General features: G+C 47.6%; 15 protein-coding genes. 1 reads left to right on the top strand and 14 read right to left on the bottom strand.

Translation table 11 applies throughout. The features are described from left to right. Positions 1-62: 62 nt before the first annotated feature. Positions 63-1634: a LysM peptidoglycan-binding domain-containing protein gene (locus J4N39_RS03640; protein ID WP_252023613.1), complete on the top strand. Its 1572-nt coding sequence runs from the start codon at positions 63-65 to the stop codon at positions 1632-1634. Here the strand turns inward: J4N39_RS03640 and J4N39_RS03635 are convergent. The 14 genes from J4N39_RS03635 to bamA form a co-directional block, all read right to left on the bottom strand. Further along, positions 1624-2475: an endonuclease/exonuclease/phosphatase family protein gene (locus J4N39_RS03635; RefSeq protein WP_252022036.1), complete on the bottom strand. Its 852-nt coding sequence runs from the start codon at positions 2473-2475 to the stop codon at positions 1624-1626. The two genes, J4N39_RS03640 and J4N39_RS03635, sit on opposite strands and share 11 nt — an antisense overlap. A 78-nt stretch (positions 2476-2553) precedes the next feature. After that, positions 2554-2892, bottom strand: coding sequence for a nitrogen regulatory protein P-II (gene glnB, locus J4N39_RS03630; protein WP_252023611.1), 339 nt, complete (start codon positions 2890-2892; stop codon positions 2554-2556). 61 nt (positions 2893-2953) lie between these two features. Beyond that, positions 2954-3331, bottom strand: coding sequence for a hypothetical protein (locus J4N39_RS03625; protein ID WP_252022034.1), 378 nt, complete (start codon positions 3329-3331; stop codon positions 2954-2956). 210 nt (positions 3332-3541) lie between these two features. Beyond that, complete coding sequence (locus J4N39_RS03620) at positions 3542-3853, bottom strand: c-type cytochrome (protein WP_252022033.1); 312 nt, start codon at positions 3851-3853, stop codon at positions 3542-3544. Positions 3854-3904: 51 nt separating this feature from the next. Continuing rightward, positions 3905-5227 (bottom strand): tRNA lysidine(34) synthetase TilS, encoded by a 1323-nt coding sequence (gene tilS / locus J4N39_RS03615; protein ID WP_252023609.1) that lies wholly within the window; start codon positions 5225-5227, stop codon positions 3905-3907. 79 nt (positions 5228-5306) lie between these two features. Then, entirely contained in the window at positions 5307-6266 is a 960-nt protein-coding gene (gene accA / locus J4N39_RS03610) for an acetyl-CoA carboxylase carboxyl transferase subunit alpha (protein WP_252023607.1), read from the bottom strand. A gap of 36 nt (positions 6267-6302) precedes the next feature. Beyond that, on the bottom strand, positions 6303-9782 hold the full coding sequence (dnaE, locus tag J4N39_RS03605; protein WP_252022031.1) for a DNA polymerase III subunit alpha: 3480 nt from the start codon (positions 9780-9782) through the stop codon (positions 6303-6305). 126 nt (positions 9783-9908) lie between these two features. Beyond that, entirely contained in the window at positions 9909-10529 is a 621-nt protein-coding gene (gene rnhB, locus J4N39_RS03600) for a ribonuclease HII (RefSeq protein WP_252022029.1), read from the bottom strand. Next, positions 10529-11665 carry a lipid-A-disaccharide synthase gene (gene lpxB / locus J4N39_RS03595; RefSeq protein WP_252022026.1) on the bottom strand — a complete coding sequence of 379 codons (1137 nt, stop codon included), beginning with the start codon at positions 11663-11665 and terminating at the stop codon, positions 10529-10531. The genes rnhB and lpxB overlap by 1 nt, the downstream gene beginning before the upstream one ends. Positions 11666-11740: 75 nt before the next feature. Beyond that, positions 11741-12529 carry an acyl-ACP--UDP-N-acetylglucosamine O-acyltransferase gene (lpxA, locus tag J4N39_RS03590; protein ID WP_252022014.1) on the bottom strand — a complete coding sequence of 263 codons (789 nt, stop codon included), beginning with the start codon at positions 12527-12529 and terminating at the stop codon, positions 11741-11743. A 1-nt stretch (position 12530) separates the two neighbouring features. Next, positions 12531-12962 carry a 3-hydroxyacyl-ACP dehydratase FabZ gene (gene fabZ / locus J4N39_RS03585; RefSeq protein ID WP_252023605.1) on the bottom strand — a complete coding sequence of 144 codons (432 nt, stop codon included), beginning with the start codon at positions 12960-12962 and terminating at the stop codon, positions 12531-12533. Positions 12963-13095: 133 nt separating this feature from the next. Next, on the bottom strand, positions 13096-14121 hold the full coding sequence (gene lpxD, locus J4N39_RS03580; protein ID WP_252022012.1) for a UDP-3-O-(3-hydroxymyristoyl)glucosamine N-acyltransferase: 1026 nt from the start codon (positions 14119-14121) through the stop codon (positions 13096-13098). A 3-nt stretch (positions 14122-14124) separates the two neighbouring features. After that, positions 14125-14634: an OmpH/Skp family outer membrane protein gene (locus J4N39_RS03575; protein ID WP_252022010.1), complete on the bottom strand. Its 510-nt coding sequence runs from the start codon at positions 14632-14634 to the stop codon at positions 14125-14127. A gap of 31 nt (positions 14635-14665) precedes the next feature. Continuing rightward, complete coding sequence (gene bamA / locus J4N39_RS03570) at positions 14666-17083, bottom strand: outer membrane protein assembly factor BamA (RefSeq protein ID WP_252022008.1); 2418 nt, start codon at positions 17081-17083, stop codon at positions 14666-14668. Between the last annotated feature and the right edge of the window lie 3 nt (positions 17084-17086).

Genomic DNA, 17086 nt, shown 5'->3' with positions numbered 1-17086 from the left:
TGCTTGTCACTGAGGGGAACAGGCAAGTATTATCAGCGGCTGTTTAACCAAAAGGCCGTATGATGAGAGCAAAATACGCTTGGGTGCTGGCGCTGTTTTTAACCGGCTGTCAGATGACCCAAACCGAACATGGTTCCCCTCAACCAGAACCAACCCCAGATCCGAAACAACCTGCAACTGAGCAGGTGGCTAGCAACAAAACTGCTCCTTCTAAGAAAGCCGCTAAGCCTGTGGTAGAAGTGACTCCCCAGTCACAGCAAGACGTTTGGCAACGCATCGCCATGCAACTTGAAATGCCTATTCCAGACCATAAAAAGGTCGACTACTACCGCACTTGGTACATCAAGCACCCTAACCACTTAAAAACGGTGGCAAAACGTGCCGAACCTTTTCTTTACTTGATCACCACCAAAATCGAAGAACGTGGCCTGCCTCTAGAGCTTGCTCTATTGCCGATCGTCGAAAGTTCGTTTGACCCATTTGCCTACTCACACGGCAGCGCCGCAGGTCTATGGCAGTTTGTGCCAGCTACGGGTAAGGCCTACGGTCTTGAGCAAAACTTCTGGTACGATGGCCGCCGTGATGTGGAAGCTGCGACAGATGCCGCACTTGATTTCCTAGAGTCGCTCAACAAACGCTTTGAAGGTAACTGGAACCACGCCATTGCCGCCTACAACAGTGGTGGTGGTCGAGTCTCAAGTGCCATTCGTGCTAACCGTAAAGCAGGCAAACCGATTGACTTTTTCTCACTATCTTTGCCAAAAGAGACCAGCGGTTATGTGCCTAAATTACTGGCATTGGCTGACTTAGTCGCCAACCAAGAAAAATACCAAATTGAGATCCCAGCGATCGCAAACAAGCCTGTACTGGAGCAAGTTAATCCTAACGAACAGTTAGATTTGGCGATTGCTGCTAAATACGCAGGCATGAGCGTCAAAGAGCTGCAAGGCCTTAACCCAGCCTACAACCAGTGGGCTACCTCGCCTGAAGGGCCTCACCACCTGTTACTGCCGATGGACAAAGTGGCTCAATTTAACAAAGCGGTTGAAGATAATCGTGGTAAAGGAATGAAGCTGGTTCGCTACAAAGTGAAGTCCGGCGATACCTTAAGTGTCTTGGCGCAGCGTAACAATACAACCACTAAAGTGATCCAAGCAGCAAACGGCCTAAAAGGGCACAACATTCGTGTTGGACAACAGCTACTGATCCCTACCTCGGTGCAAGATGAGAAGCTGTACTCCTTAAGCGCAGATAATCGCTTAGCCAAAACTCAGCAAACTTCCCGTGGCAAGTTCAAGCTGACTCATACCGTTGCCTCTGGTGATAGCTTGTGGTCAATTGCTCGTGCCAATAAAGTCTCTCATCAATCTTTGGCGAAATGGAACGGCATGGGACCAAAAGATACCTTGCGTATCGGTCAAAAGCTGGTGATTTGGAAAGATGGTAGCGACGGCGCAATTATCCGTACTGTGGTGTATCAAGTACGTTCAGGCGACACCATCAGTGGCATCGCCTCGAAATTTAAAGTTCGCTCTAATGACATCGTGAAGTGGAATGCGCTGCAGAAGAAGAAATATCTGCAACCGGGGCAAAAGCTCAAGCTCTACGTAGACGTCACTAAAGTTAGCGTATAGTGAACTCCACCAGCAGTGGATTATGATCGGAGGCATCTGTTTCAGGTGCCTTTGCTGTTTTTACTGTTAAGCCACGATAAAAGACGTAATCTAGCGCATACCCTGAGACAAACCGAGTTCGGTTATCTGGTGACAACTCTACTTCTTTCATCGTCAAGCTCGCCATCAGTTGATACATGGTGCGCGTGCGCTCTTCACTCCATGCATTGAAATCACCTGCGATGATGATTGGCCCTTTATGCTGACCAATGGCGTTACGAAGGGCGGTGATCTGCTGCGAGAACTCAACAGTGCCTACGGTAAAGTTCACCGCATGAATGTTCACCACCGCAAGACTTTGTCCATTGCTCAGCGAATACACAGCGTATAAGCCCGATTTAGGGAGTTGCAACCAGGGTTCTTTTTGGGTAAATGCACAGGCCTGAATTGGGAGCTGACGAGATAGATTCAACACTCCTGCGCTGGTATCAAGGGCTTTAAATGCACTCACGTGGCTACTTGCCCACTGATACTGCTTTAGCCATTGGTTAAAGTCTTCTGTAATGCTCGCCTCCTGCAGCAGCACCAAACTCTTGTCTTGGCTCAGCTCACCCAAAACTTCAGCCCAGTTACTTCGGTTTTGCTTATATATGTTCCACACGAGCAGGTTGATTTGGCCGTCTTGATCGATCGCTCGCTCAGCATCAGTAGCGTTCTGAAAACAGACCTTCTCTTCCACTTGATGCTGCTCTTTATCAAGCAATACCAACTCAGGTTTATCTGGTACGCTAAATACCGTGAAATAGCCAACTAAGGCTGCGCACAATAGCGCTGCACTCGATACTGCAATCGACTTTTTCATCTTTTCTCCCAAAAAACACAAAAGGAGCCAACTAAGCTCCTTTTATCTATCAGAGTTAACGCTGTCTGGCTAAGCCAATTAGATTGCGTCTTCGTCTTCTTCACCAGTACGGATGCGCACTACGCGCTCGACGTCGGTAACAAAGATTTTGCCGTCACCAATTTTGCCCGTTTGAGATGTCTCGATGATGGTATCAACACATTTCTCTGCAACATCTTCAGTAACAACGATTTCTAGCTTCACTTTAGGCAGGAAATCTACCATGTATTCCGCACCACGATATAACTCAGTATGACCCTTCTGACGGCCAAAGCCCTTAACTTCAGAAACCGTCATACCTGTGATGCCCACATCTGCAAGTGCTTCACGCACGTCATCAAGCTTAAACGGCTTAATAATGGCTTCAATTTTTTTCATTGTCATCCCTATTCCCTGTTATCTATGCCAGCATTATTACTGATTCCAACGCGTTAGCCAATCAGGCGGCGTCCATTTTTTGCATTAAACACCAAGCAGATAACATAAATACGCTGCTGTTGATGCTTAGAAGTGAGATATTTTTGATAAGCTCCGTGCCTACTGCTGAAAAGTTAAGAACATCTGAAAACAGAGTCAAGGCTGGAATAAAAAATAGCACTGGCAAGTAGCCCCATGCCTCACGTTTCCATAATCCGACCAATGCTGCTAAACCACTACAGAAAATACCTGCCATCACGATAGCGGGAATGAGCCTTAAGCTGGTTAAAGACAAGGTGTAGAGAAAGTTAGGCATAAAGGCGAGCAAATACCCAGCGACGACAAACGCCATTGGTCGCTCAAGGGGAAATCGCCTTAATAACGATAGATATGCATTCATAGCCACTCTCCATGTTGGGTCTGAATGAAAGGTAAGCAGGGCGAAATCCTATCGCTCTACAGGGTTAGTATTACTCCTTTGTGAACAGAGTTCAAAATAAAAATACGCCAGATGGCAAAGAATCCATCGGGCGTATCATGTTCGGGAAACCAAGTTCCGAGAAAAGGAACTAGCCTCTCACTTTCAATCTACTATTTCGAAGCGTTCGGGTTACTTAAGGCTAGCAAAGTAAGCCGCAAGGTTTTCGATGTCTTGATCGCTCAATGCTGCGGCTTGCGCTTGCATCACGACAGCTAAGCCTCCATTGCGCTGCTTGTTCTTGTACGCTTTCATTGACTCGACAAGGTATTTTTCATTTTGACCAGCAAGGTTCGGGTACCCGTCTATCATGGCGATACCCGCAGGGCCATGACACGCCGCACACACACCTGCTTTTGCCTTGCCAGCGGCAACATCACCCGCCATGGCTGTACCACTAAAACACGCTAACACCGTCATTGCACTCACTAATAGCTTCTTCATACTGTCACTTCTTCCTTAAATTATTATTGTTCAGAATAATTTTGGCATAAGTTAATAATTTTTAACCCAAATAAGCTCACATTCTCGGCCGCTAAATTTTTTTGAGACAAATAGACCTGCGATTGCAGCCACTTGGTCGCCATACATCACAATTGGCAAACGTCTTCTCTGCCAACTTGGTACGCCATACTCTTGAAACAGCTTCTTGAGTTTACGACTATGCGCACGCTCTAAAGGTGTGGCGCTCAAACCTTGCGGCTCAAAATGCACGGTTATGGGTTGCCCATCGGTCGGTAACATTAGCCCCAGTGAACTCACCTCACTGCAACGCTCCAATGACAAGCGTCCTAAACCGTCAGGTAATAACAATGGGGTGTCTAAGCTTAGCTGCGCTTGCCATTGACTGACATCCTGCCACGCACCGATATAGTATATACGCTGCTCAAAGCGCCTTAGTTCACCTTGATTGAGATTAAGACACGGATTAGCATCTTGCTGAGCCATGGCGACCTGAGGCCAGACCAAAGCTAACTGGCGAGAAGATGGCATGCGTACCCCAAGCTTATCTAGCCATAAACGGATCAGTTGAAGACGCATGTTTTCAGACAGTGGTATCAAGGCATCAATAATCAAACTTGAGTCTTGGGCGACGCACTGCTCTAACTTGTCAGCTAACAGTTCTGACAAAAGCTGCTCTTGCTGAGCGCATAGTAGGGCACTCCGAGCGATTGTATTTTCAATCGAAGGCCAGCGTGCTTTTAGTGTCGGCACAATTTGCTGACGTAAGAAATTCCTATCGTAACGAGTGTCTTTATTGCTCTCATCTTCTACCCACTCAAGAGCGTGTTGCTTGGCATAAGACTCGATGTTTTCTCGGCTGACTGATAGCAGTGGGCGGAAAAGATAGCCTTGTTCAAGCGGCATCATTTCAGCCATGGCTGATAATCCTTTAGGGCCGCTACCTCGCTTGAGCGCAAGCAACACGGTTTCTAGTTGATCACCACTGTGCTGTCCCGTCATTAGCAAATCACCCTCAGCAAGGTGCTGTTTCAAAACGCTGTACCGAGCCTCTCTTGCCGCTTGCTCAACGCTATCCCCTTGAAGATCCAAGCTAACACGATGACAAGCAAAATCGATGTTGGCTTCTGAGCACCATTCACGACACTTTTCTAGCCAAATATCTGCGTTAACACTCAAACCATGGTGCACATGGACAGCGCTCACCTTCTGCTGCGGATGCGCTTCACGAAACCTAGCCAGCAAATCAAGCAAGACTCGGGAGTCAACACCGCCACTGAGCGCTAATACAATACGACTCTCTGGTTGGCGATGGGTTAATACCTGCTGGCAAAAATGGTCAAATAGCACAAACACCTCAAATAAATACAAAAAAAGCGAGCATTACGCTCGCTTATTCTAACTAACTTTCGCTGTAAACACCTACTTTAGCTTATCAGCAGTAACCATAGCTCATTAGGCGTTGGTAACGGCGCTCTAGCAGCGTCTCGTTATCAAGAGGCGCAAGCTCATCAAGCTGTGCCAATAGCGTTGCTTTCATGTTTGCTGCCATCTGAATTGGGTCACGATGTGCACCGCCCAGTGGCTCTTCAATGATTTGGTCAATCAGCTCTAGTTCTTTAAGACGTGGGGCAATCAGACCCATCGCTTCTGCCGCCTGTGGCGCTTTATCTGAATCACGCCATAGGATAGAAGCACAACCTTCCGGTGAGATCACCGAGTAAGTCGAGTACTGAAGCATGTTCACGTAGTCACCCACACCAATCGCCAGAGCACCACCAGAACCGCCTTCACCGACAACGTTACAGATAACTGGCACTTTAAGACCTGCCATTACTTTTAGGTTTTGTGCAATGGCTTCAGACTGGCCACGCTCTTCTGCGCCAACACCTGGGTATGCACCTGCGGTATCGATGAAAGTTATGATTGGCATGTTAAAACGCTCTGCCATTTCCATTAGGCGCAGGGCTTTACGGTAGCCTTCTGGCTTTGGCATACCAAAGTTACGAATCACTTTCTCTTTGGTCTCACGACCTTTTTGATGACCAATAACCATCACTGGACGACCATCAAGACGTGCCATACCACCAACGATCGCTTTATCATCTGCGTAGTGGCGATCACCTGCTAGCTCATCAAACTCTGTAAAGACATGTTCGATGTAATCTAGCGTATAAGGACGTTGAGGATGACGCGCTAACTGCGCCACTTGCCAAGCACCTAGGTCACTAAAGATTTTCTTTTTAAGTTCTAGGCTTTTGTTTTCTAGCTGCTCGATTTCTTTATCAAGATCCACCGCAGTTTCACCGCCGTGACGAGAAACGTCACGTAGTGCTTCAATTTTTGCTTCCAGCTCTGCGATTGGCTTTTCAAATTCAAGAAAGTTCATGTGAATCCTTTTCTTCGCTGTTGCGCCAACAAGGCAACAGTATTAGTTAAATTCGAGTTCAACTTGGCCTTTACCAAGCAACTGCTTTAATTCGTCTAGCAATTTATCCGCTGGGGTAACACGCCATTCGGTCCCCAGTGCGATCTTCGCTCGCGCATCATTGCGCTGATAATAAACGTTCACCGGCACAGTACCTGCCCGATGAGGTTCTAAAATTCGGCTAAATTGGTCAAAGAAGTCTTGACCGATCTGCTCTTGGCGGATGGTGACCGATAAGCTGCGTGCATATTTCTCACGTGCACTGCCAAGGTCCATAACTTCGCGAGCCGACATTTTAAGGCCACCGTTGAAGTCATCAAAGCTGACCTGTCCAGAAACTGTAACAATTTTATCGGTTTCGAGCAGTTCCGCATACTTTTCTAACGCATCTGAGAACAGCATCACCTCCATACGCCCCGAACGGTCATCCAGTGTCATGAGACCGATACGAGTGCCGCGTTTAGTGGTCATCACTCTTGCGGCGATAACAAGGCCAGCCACAGTGACCGATTGATCGCGCCTTGTCGGCTGAGCGTCCTTAAGTCGACAATTGGTATACTTACCAAGTTCCTTAAGATATTCATTAATTGGGTGCCCGGTCAAATAAAGGCCTAGGGTTTCACGCTCCCCTTCCAGCCAAACTTTCTCAGGCCACGCAGGTACTTGGATATACTTTTGTTCAACTTCTTCAGGTGCTTCGGTCAACACCCCAAACATATCCGCCTGACCAAAGGCTTCAGCTTGGTGGTACTGACTTGCCGCTTTTACAGCATCATCGAGTGATGCCATCATTGCCGCTCGGTGCGGGCCAAGGCGATCCAATGCCCCCGCTAGGATAAGCTTTTCGATAACACGCTTATTGACCTTCTTCAGGTCGATTCGTGCACAGAAGTCGAATAGATCTTTAAAGTAGCCATCTTTATTGCGTGCTTCGATGATCGCTTCGATTGGGCCTTCACCTACCCCTTTGATCGCACCGATACCGTAGACAATCGCACCATCTTCATCAACGTTGAATCGGTACAGCCCTGAGTTGATATCCGGCGGAAGCACTGTAAGTTTCATGCGGATACACTCATCCACCAGACCAACCACCTTCTCGGTGTTGTCCATATCGGCGGTCATTACCGCTGCCATGAACTCAGCTGGGTAGTGCATCTTCAGCCATAGCGTCTGGTAAGAAACCAGTGCATAAGCGGCTGAGTGAGATTTGTTAAAGCCGTAACCTGCGAACTTCTCTACTAGGTCGAAGATCTTCATAGCCAGCTCGCCATCGACGCCGTTATTTACGGCCCCTTCTTCGAACGTCGCACGCTGTTTGGCCATCTCTTCTGGCTTCTTCTTACCCATCGCACGACGTAACATATCCGCTCCACCTAGGGTGTAGCCTGACAGTACCTGTGCGATCTGCATTACCTGCTCCTGATAGAGGATAATGCCGTAAGTAGGTTCAAGGATCTCTTTGAGTGATTCGTGCTGCCACTGTTCATCTGGATAAGATACCGCTTCACGGCCGTGCTTACGGTCGATAAAGTTATCTACCATACCCGATTGCAGCGGGCCCGGACGGAACAGGGCTACCAGTGCGATAATATCTTCAAAACAGTCAGGTTGCAGACGTTTGATAAGCTCCTTCATACCACGTGATTCGAGCTGGAATACCGCAGTGGTTTCTGAGTTCTGTAGTAATCGGAACGAGGCATCATCATCGAGTGGAATTGACTCGATACGCACTGGCGCTTTGCCCTCTTTCTCAAGGCGAGGGTTAATCAGACCTAGTGCCCAGTCGATGATGGTCAGGGTACGTAGACCCAAGAAGTCGAACTTAACTAGACCTGCGGTTTCAACATCGTTCTTATCAAACTGAGTTACCGGGAAGTTACCCTCGGCATCGGCGTAGATCGGCGCAAAGTCGGTAATGGTGGTTGGTGAGATAACAACACCACCGGCGTGTTTACCGGCGTTACGGGTACAGCCTTCCAAGATACGACACATGTCGATCAACTCTTTGACTTCCTCGTTGGAGTCGTAGAGCTCTGGCAGCTGAGGCTCAGCTTTAAACGCTTTGTCCAGCGTCATGCCCGGATCTGGCGGTACTAGCTTAGAAATACGATCAACAAAGCCATAAGGGTGACCTAGCACACGGCCTACATCACGGATAACCGCTTTCGCCGCCATGGTACCAAAGGTGATGATCTGCGATACCGCATCACGACCGTACATCTCAGCGACGTGATCGATTACCTGATCACGTTTATCCATACAGAAATCGACATCGAAATCGGGCATGGAGACACGTTCTGGGTTAAGGAAACGTTCGAAGAGCAGATCGTATTCTAGTGGATCAAGATCGGTGATCTTGAGTGCATACGCCACTAGCGAACCTGCACCCGAACCACGTCCCGGACCTACAGGAATATCGTTATCTTTTGACCATTGGATGAACTCCATTACGATCAAGAAGTAACCTGGGAATCCCATGTTATTGATTACTTCCAGCTCAACCTTGAGGCGTTCATCATACTCTGGACGACGCTCTAGGCGCTCTTTTTCGTCAGGGAATAGGAACTCTAGACGCTCCTCCAGACCTTCTTCCGATTTCTTAACCAAGAAGTCAGTCTCTTCCATACCTTCGGTTGGGAAGGCAGGCAGGAAGTATTCGTTAAGACGCACCGTCACGTTACAACGCTTGGCGATCTCGACACTGTTCTCTAGCGCTTCTGGGATGTCGGCAAATAGCTCACACATCTCTTCTTCAGTGCGCAGATACTGCTGATTACTATAGTTTTTTGGTCGACGAGGGTCTTCTAAGGTGTAACCGTCATGGATTGCTACACGGATTTCGTGAGCGTCGAACTGATCTTCATCAAGCAGCACCACCTCATTAGTGGCAACTACTGGCAGCTCGCATTGCTCAGCAAAATCAAGCGCAAAGTGCAAGTAGCTCTCTTCGTCAGCACGGCCTGTGCGGGTTAGCTCTAGATAAAAGCGATCTGGGAAGTGCTGCTGATAGAAATCCGCACACTCTAGTGCTAGCCCTTGGTTGCCTTTCAGTAGTGCCTGACCAATCTCACCACGGCGACCACCAGAAAGGATAATCAGACCTTCGTTGTGCTTGGCTAGCCACTCCTTATCCACCACAGGTTGATGCTGCACGTGACCACGCAGGTAAGCTTCAGAGATCAATAACGTCAGGTTGTTATAACCTTTGTTGTCTGCCGCTAGCACTGTCACCTTGGTCAGCTCGTCACTAAACTGCTCTGACTGCAAGGCAAAATCTGCACCGATGATCGGCTTCACACCGCATCCGGTGGCAGTGTTATAGAACTTCACCAAACCACATAGGTTGGTAAAGTCGGTCAGCGCCATCGCTGGCATGCCCAGCTCAGCAGCTTTTTTAACTAACGGTGGGACTTTTGACAGTCCATCTACCATAGAGAAATCACTATGTACTCGTAGATGGATAAATCTAGGGTCAGACATTATTGGGTCCTGAAATCCTGATTAAAACTTACGGCTTACGGCTTACGGCTTACGGCTTACGGCTTACGGCTTACGGCTTACGGCTTACGGCTTACGGCTTACGGCTATGATACGAGCTTTACTGTGCTACTCAATACCCAAAGCACGTTTCACGGGCTTAAAGCTCTTTCTGTGCTCAGCGATGACGCCATGTTGCTCAATAGCTTCAAAATGTGCCTTGGTTGGGTAACCTTTGTGTTTTGCAAATCCAAACTCTGGGTGCTGTTTATCCAGCTCCTCCATCTCATGGTCACGCACGACTTTTGCCAAGATAGATGCAGCGCTGATCTCAGCCACACGTAAATCACCTTTAACTACCGCTTCCCCTGCCATTGGCAGCTCTGGAACACGGTTACCATCGATTAGCACATAATCTGGAGTGACGCCAAGGCCAGCAACGGCACGTTGCATCGCCACCATAGTCGCCTGAAGGATGTTGAGCTCATCAATCTCTGCTGGTGAGCAGCGACCGATAGCCCAAGCAAGAGCTTTCTCTTTAATCTCAGGGAATAGTGCCAAACGCTTTTTCTCAGATAGCTTCTTCGAATCCGATAACCCTTCTATCGGGTTATTAGGGTCAAGGATAACCGCGGCGGTCACCACATCCCCAACCAATGGGCCACGACCTACTTCATCGACACCCGCAAAGCAGCTAAATCCTGCCGGATATTCAAAGGGTGGAAGTTCTTTTGCAGGTGCTTTTGCCATTACTCTTTTCCAATTAGTTTCAATACAGCATTTGCCGCCTGTTGGTCGGCGTCTTTCTTGATCCAGCGATGCATCTCGCTAAACCTTTCGATAAGCTCACTATTATCATCAAATAGCGCTTTTTCGACAGCAGGTAGTAGGTTTTCAGGTTCACATTGGTCAAGGATGAACTCTTTGACTAGCTCTTCACCCGCTAAAATATTTGGCAAACCCACATACTTGGTAATCGCTAGCTTTTGCACCAGCCAACCAGTGAAGGCATTTACTTTATAACCAATCACCATAGGGCGCTTGATCAACATGCACTCCAATGACACGGTACCAGAAGCAAGTAATACCGCATCAGATGCTGTGATCACTTGGCGTGCGGTGTCTTCTACGATAGTAAACTCAAGTTCAGGTGCCATTTGTTGCCAAATTTGCTCAAACTGTTCACGTCGCTTACTATTCACTGCAGCAACAACGAAGCCTACATCGGGGTGTTTGGCTTTAAGCTGGCGGCAAGTCTCGATAAAAGGTTGCGAGATAAGCCCTACTTCACCACCACGACTGCCCGGCAACACCGCCAGCCAGTGCTTATTTGGTTCAAGCGCTAACATCTGACGAGCGACCATCTTATCTGAGATCATAGGAATAGCGTCAGCAAGAGTATGTCCAACAAACTCACAGGCCACTTGATACTTATCGTAGAAGGCTTTTTCAAATGGCAAAAATGCCAGCACTAGGTCTGTCGCCGCATCAATTTTGAAGATGCGTTTTGGCCGCCAAGCCCATACTGATGGGCTGACATAGTGCACGGTCTTGATGCCTGCATCCTTGAGCGTTTTCTCAAGTCTTAGGTTAAAGTCAGGTGCATCTATCCCGATAAACACATCCGGTGGATCAGCTTTAAAATGCTTAACCAGTTCTGCCTTTACTTTGAGTAACCTTGGCAACCTACCGAGCACTTCAACCAAGCCCATCACTGCCAACTCTTCCATATCAAACAGCGATTTGCAGCCGAGTGCTTTCATTTTCGGGCCGCCGATACCTACAAACTCTGCGTCAGGGTAGCGCTGTTGAATAGCCTTCATGAAGCCTTCACCCAGTGTATCCCCAGAGAGTTCACCTACCACAATGCCGATTTTTAGTGCCACAGATCATGCTCCATAAACAGAAAAAGATCGCCGATTCAAGGGCGATCTTTAGAGTTCGTCTACCAAATTACGGTATTAACGAATTACGCCTCGTTGAGTCTTACCCAAGAAGTCTAGGAACTGCTGCACAACGGCAAACTCGCTCGCTTCTTTAGCAATCTCTTGCTTAGCTTCTTCAAAGGTCAATCCTGAGCGGTAAAGTGTTTTGTAAGCACGGCGGATTGCTCGGATGTCATCCTTACTAAAGCCACGGCGCTTAAGACCTTCGATATTGATGCCAAACGGCTTACAGTGGTTACCCTGCGCCATAACAAATGGAGGCACGTCTTGAACCACAATGGAACCACCACCAACAAAACAGTGCGCACCTAAAGTACAGAACTGATGCACAGGAGATAGCGCCGTTAGGATAACGAAGTCTTCGACTTTTACGTGGCCTGCCAAGGTGGCATTGTTGCCAAGAATACAGTTGTCACCGATAACACAGTCGTGTGCAATATGTGCGTTGACACAAAACAGGTTATCACTACCGACGATGGTGGTGCCTTTATCTTGAACCGTACCACGGTGCATCTGTACGCTTTCACGAATAACGTTACGATCGCCAACAACAAGCGAGGTGTCTTCACCTGCATACTTCTTGTCTTGGCACGCTTCACCCAGCACAGCAAATGAGTAAACTTGGTTGTCGTTACCAAACTTGCTTGGACCTTTGATCACAACGTGTGACATGATTTCGTTGTTTTCACCGATCTCTACATCACCAGAGATATAGGTGAACGGGCCAACCGTAGTACCCGCCCCAATACGGACGTTACCTTCAATAACCGCCGTTGGATGGATTTGAGCAGATTCGTGGATCATATTAAAACTCTCGACGTGCACACTTAAGTTCAGCAGAACAAACCACGTCACCGTCTACTTTAGCAACACCATTAAACAGTGCGATGCCACGGCGGTCTTTGATGAACTCAACTTCAACAACCAGTTGGTCACCAGGAGAGACAGGCTTGCGGAACTTAGCTTTATCAATACTTGCAAAGTAGTACAGCTCATTTTCCGCCGGAGCGCCAAAAGTTTTAAACGCCAATAGGCCCGTTGCTTGCGCCATCGCTTCCAAAATCAATACGCCCGGGAATACTGGCATCTTAGGAAAGTGACCAGTAAATTGTGGTTCATTTACAGAAACATTCTTTAGGCCGACTAGGTATTTACCTTCTTCATAATCTTTTACGCGATCGATCATTAGGAACGGGTAGCGGTGTGGAAGAAGTTCTTGGATTTCAGTGATATCCATTGTTTTTGTTTCAGTAGTCAACGTCTTATTCCTATATTTCTGCAGCCCCTCGTGGCATCAGTTTGCACAAGGGTAATTAAAACAATTTCGGCCTGCATATAGCAGGCCATTTCATATCACTTGAGAGACTGGGTTACTCATCGTCCGAGAGTTTTTTCTCACAAGCTTTTAAGCGGCGTTCCATATCTGAGATACGCTGTACGCGTGGAACCATTTTACGCCACTCTTTGTTGGGCTGTGCAGGCACGCCGGAGGAGTATACCCCTTTTTCGGTAATATCTCGCATTACCATAGTCATGCCAGTAATCATTGCACCATCAGCCACATTGGTATGGCCATTGATCACCGCACCACCACCAATAACTACATATTTGCCGATGTTGGTACTGCCGGCGATGATAGTAGCACCTGCAATTGCGGTACCATATCCGATGTGCACGTTGTGAGCGATCTGCAATTGGTTATCGAGCACGACATTGTCTTCGATGACGGTATCATCGAGGGTGCCTCGGTCGATAGTGGTACATGCACCGATTTCCACACGATTGCCTACACGCACTGACCCAACTTGTGGGATCTTAATCCACTCACCTTGCTCATTCGCATTACCAAAACCGTCAGAGCCGATAACAGCATTCGCTTGAACTAAGCAACGTTCACCGATCTCAACGTCGTGATAGACACTTACGTTAGACCAAAGACGTGTCGCTTTACCAATCGATGCATTTTTACCAACAAAACAGCCTGCGCCAATGACAACATCATCTGCAAGAGTAACACCTGACTCAATCACGGCGTTAGCACCGACAGAGACGTTTTGCCCTAGCGTTGCGTCAGGTGCAATGACGGCACTCGGTGCGATATCTTTGGCCGGCGCTGGCGTGGTGTCCAACACCTGAGCTATTTTCGCATACGCAACGTAAGGGTCGGCAACAACAATGGCATTGTGCGGACACAGCGCTTGCTCAGACTCTTTTACCAGTACCGCACTTGCCTGACATTCGGGCAATTGCTTACGATACTTAGGATTTGATAGAAACGTTAATTGGCCAGCGGTTGCTTTGTCCATAGCAGCAAAGCAAGAGATGGTCACTTCACCATCTCCTACTAAGGTACCCTCGGCAATTTCTGCAACTTGTGCGAGTGTCAAGGTGGTCATAAATTACTTCAGCTCGTTGATCACTTTCTCAGAAAGGTTCAGCTCAGGCTTTGCGTATTGAAGTGCACTTGCATCAACGATCATGTCATAGCCTTCTTTTTCAGCAATCTTAGCGATCGCTTCTTGGATCACTTTAAATAGCTTTTGCTTCTCTTGACCTTCACGCTGAGCGGCTTTTTTCTCAAGAGCTTGCGCCTTTACCTTAAATTCCGCTTGCAGTTGAGCGATTTCGATCTGTAGGTTACGCATACCTTCGTCACCAAGCAGTTCACCGTCACGGCGAGCTTTCTCTGCATTGGTTTTGATTTTCGCTTCGATGCTTTGCAGCTCTGCTTCATCATCTTTGAATTCTGCTTGAAGCTTTTTAGCCACTTGCTCACGTTGAGGCAGCGCTTGGAAGATCTGCGCTGTGTTCACGTAACCGACTTTTGAAGCCGCTTCTGCTGCGTTTGCAAAAAATGAGCTGCTTAATACGATAAGGCTTAGGCCGGCTGCTTTAAATAGAGTTTTCAAAATTCTCTCCTAGCTAAATATGCTTCTAATTTTAGAAAGTTTGTCCAATAGTAAAGGTAAAGACTTCCGTCTTATCCCCTTCAAATTTCTTAATCGGTGTCGCCAATGAGAAGACCAGCGGCCCCATCGGTGACATCCATTGTAGTGCGGTACCTACCGATGCTCGGTAGTTAAATGGATCAGAGTAGTCATAGTAGTAACTTGCGCCTGAATCCACACCAGTATCTGGGTCTAGATAGTTAAACTCGGTATCCCAAACACTCGCCACATCCACAAACAAGCTGGTACGGATCTGGCTCTTCGCTTCATCGGATGCAAATGGCGTTGGGAAGATCATTTCCATACTCGCAAGCGCTACGGCGTTACCACCTACAGAGCTATCAGTCACACGGTAGTTCGGGTTATTACCCACACCTTCGTTGTACACCGCTTTCGGGCCAGCGCTATTTGAGCGGAAGCCACGTAGCGTGGTGAAACCGCCTGCGTAGTAGTTTTCATAGAATGGGAACAAGTTATCGTTGTCGCCATTCTTGCCGTAACCGTTACCGTAACCTAGACGGCCACGTAGTAATAACGTGAAGTCATGGTCTTGTGTGATCGGGAAGTACTGACGTGCATCATACTGCATTTTAAAGTACTGAACGTCCGAGCCCGGCACCGTCATCTTGTAGAACGCTGACTGGTGGTTACCCGCTGTTGGGAAGTAACCTTTGTTGAGGTTATTTCGAGTCCACGACAGAGTGAAGTCAAAGTCATCCACCTTCAAGGTGTTCTCAGAATCATCCCAGCCACTTTGGCTCGCCAAGAATTGCTCAATCTGAACGTATGGGTCAATGTTCGAGATCTTGTTATGGGTATAACCCACACCAAATTCTAAGAAGTTCAGTTCATCAAATGGGAAACCCCAAGTGAGACGAGTACCATAACTTTCATTGGTATAGTCAACGATACCCGCTTCTGACGCTTCAAATTGGTTGTAGAAAATCTTACCGCCCAAACTCACACCATCAAGGTTCCAGTACGGGTCGCGGTACTCTAGGCTTACGTTTTTACGGTATTTGTTGGTCGAGGCACTGATACCGACCTTATTACCTGAACCTAAGAAGTTATCCTGTTGCAGACCCACCTGGAAACTGATACCCGACTCAGTGCCGTAACCAACGCCAAAGTTAATGCTGCCTGAGTTGGCCTCTTTAACGTTGTAGACAAGATCGACCTGATCTTCAGAGCCTGGGACACGCACCGTTTGCACGTCTACAGTTTCGAAGAAACCTAGGCGGTTTAGACGGTTTTTACTGGTTTCAATCGACTTCGAGTTCAACCATGAGCCTTCCATCTGACGCATTTCACGACGAAGTACTTCATCTTTGGTTGAGTTGTTGCCGACAAAACGGATATCACGAACATAAATGCGCTTACCCGCCTCTACGTTCACCGTTAAAGAAACCTGTTGGTTCTCATCGTCAAACTCTGGAATAGTACGAACTTGAGGATAGGCATAACCCGCCTCACCAAGCACACGCTTGACGTTCTCTTCAAGTGATGTCACCGCAGATCCATCGTACGTATCGCCTTCTTCGAACCTAACCATCTGATTAAATTCGGCTTCTTTGCCGATAAGTTCACCACGGAACTTAACGTCTTTCACCGCGTATGGAAGACCTTCATCGATGGTTAGAGCGATATATACGCCCTTCTTATCTGGTGAGATACTTACCTGAGTATTGGTCACCTGAAACTTCAAGTAACCTTGGTCTAGGTAGAAAGTTCTTAATGCTTCGATATCACCTGCCAGTACCTGTTTTTGGTACTTTTCATTGGCTAGGAAGTTCCACCAAGGCACATCCACTTTAAGGTTAAAGCGAGAGCGTAACTCTTCATCGGTAAAGACAGTGTTGCCAATGAAGTTGATCTGTTGAATGATCGCCGAGACACCTTCAGTGAAGACAAATTTCAGGTCACTACGGTTACGTGGCAATGGCGTCACGACCGCTTTTACTTCTGCGTTGTATTTACCCACGCTGTAGTAAAAGTCTTCTAGCCCTTTTTCAATGTTACTTAGACTAGTGCGATCCAGCGCTTCACCTACTCGAATACCAGATGCATCCAAGTTTTGAGTGAGCTGCTCATCTTTGATCGCTTTGTTACCTGAAAAAGAGACGCTCGCAATAGTTGGGCGCTCTTTAACTTCGACCACCAACACATCACCATCTCGTAGCACTTGAATGTCTTCAAAGTTACCTGAGTCATATAGTGCTTTGATGATCTTAGAAACATCTTGCTGATCGACAGTATCACCAATTCGAATCGGCATTTTTAGCAAGGCGGCACCTAGGGCAACGCGTTGTAAACCGTCAATTTTGATGTCCTGTACGACAAATTTTTCTGCCCCACTTACCGCACTGCTAGTCACTAAGAGAGAGGTGAGGAGTAAATGTTTGATCGCCATATC

This window comes from Vibrio sp. SCSIO 43136, assembly GCF_023716565.1.
Classification (GTDB): Bacteria; Pseudomonadota; Gammaproteobacteria; order Enterobacterales; family Vibrionaceae; genus Vibrio.
The sequence above is the reverse complement of the archived record's forward strand: the minus strand, read 5'-3'. Positions and strand labels throughout refer to the sequence as shown.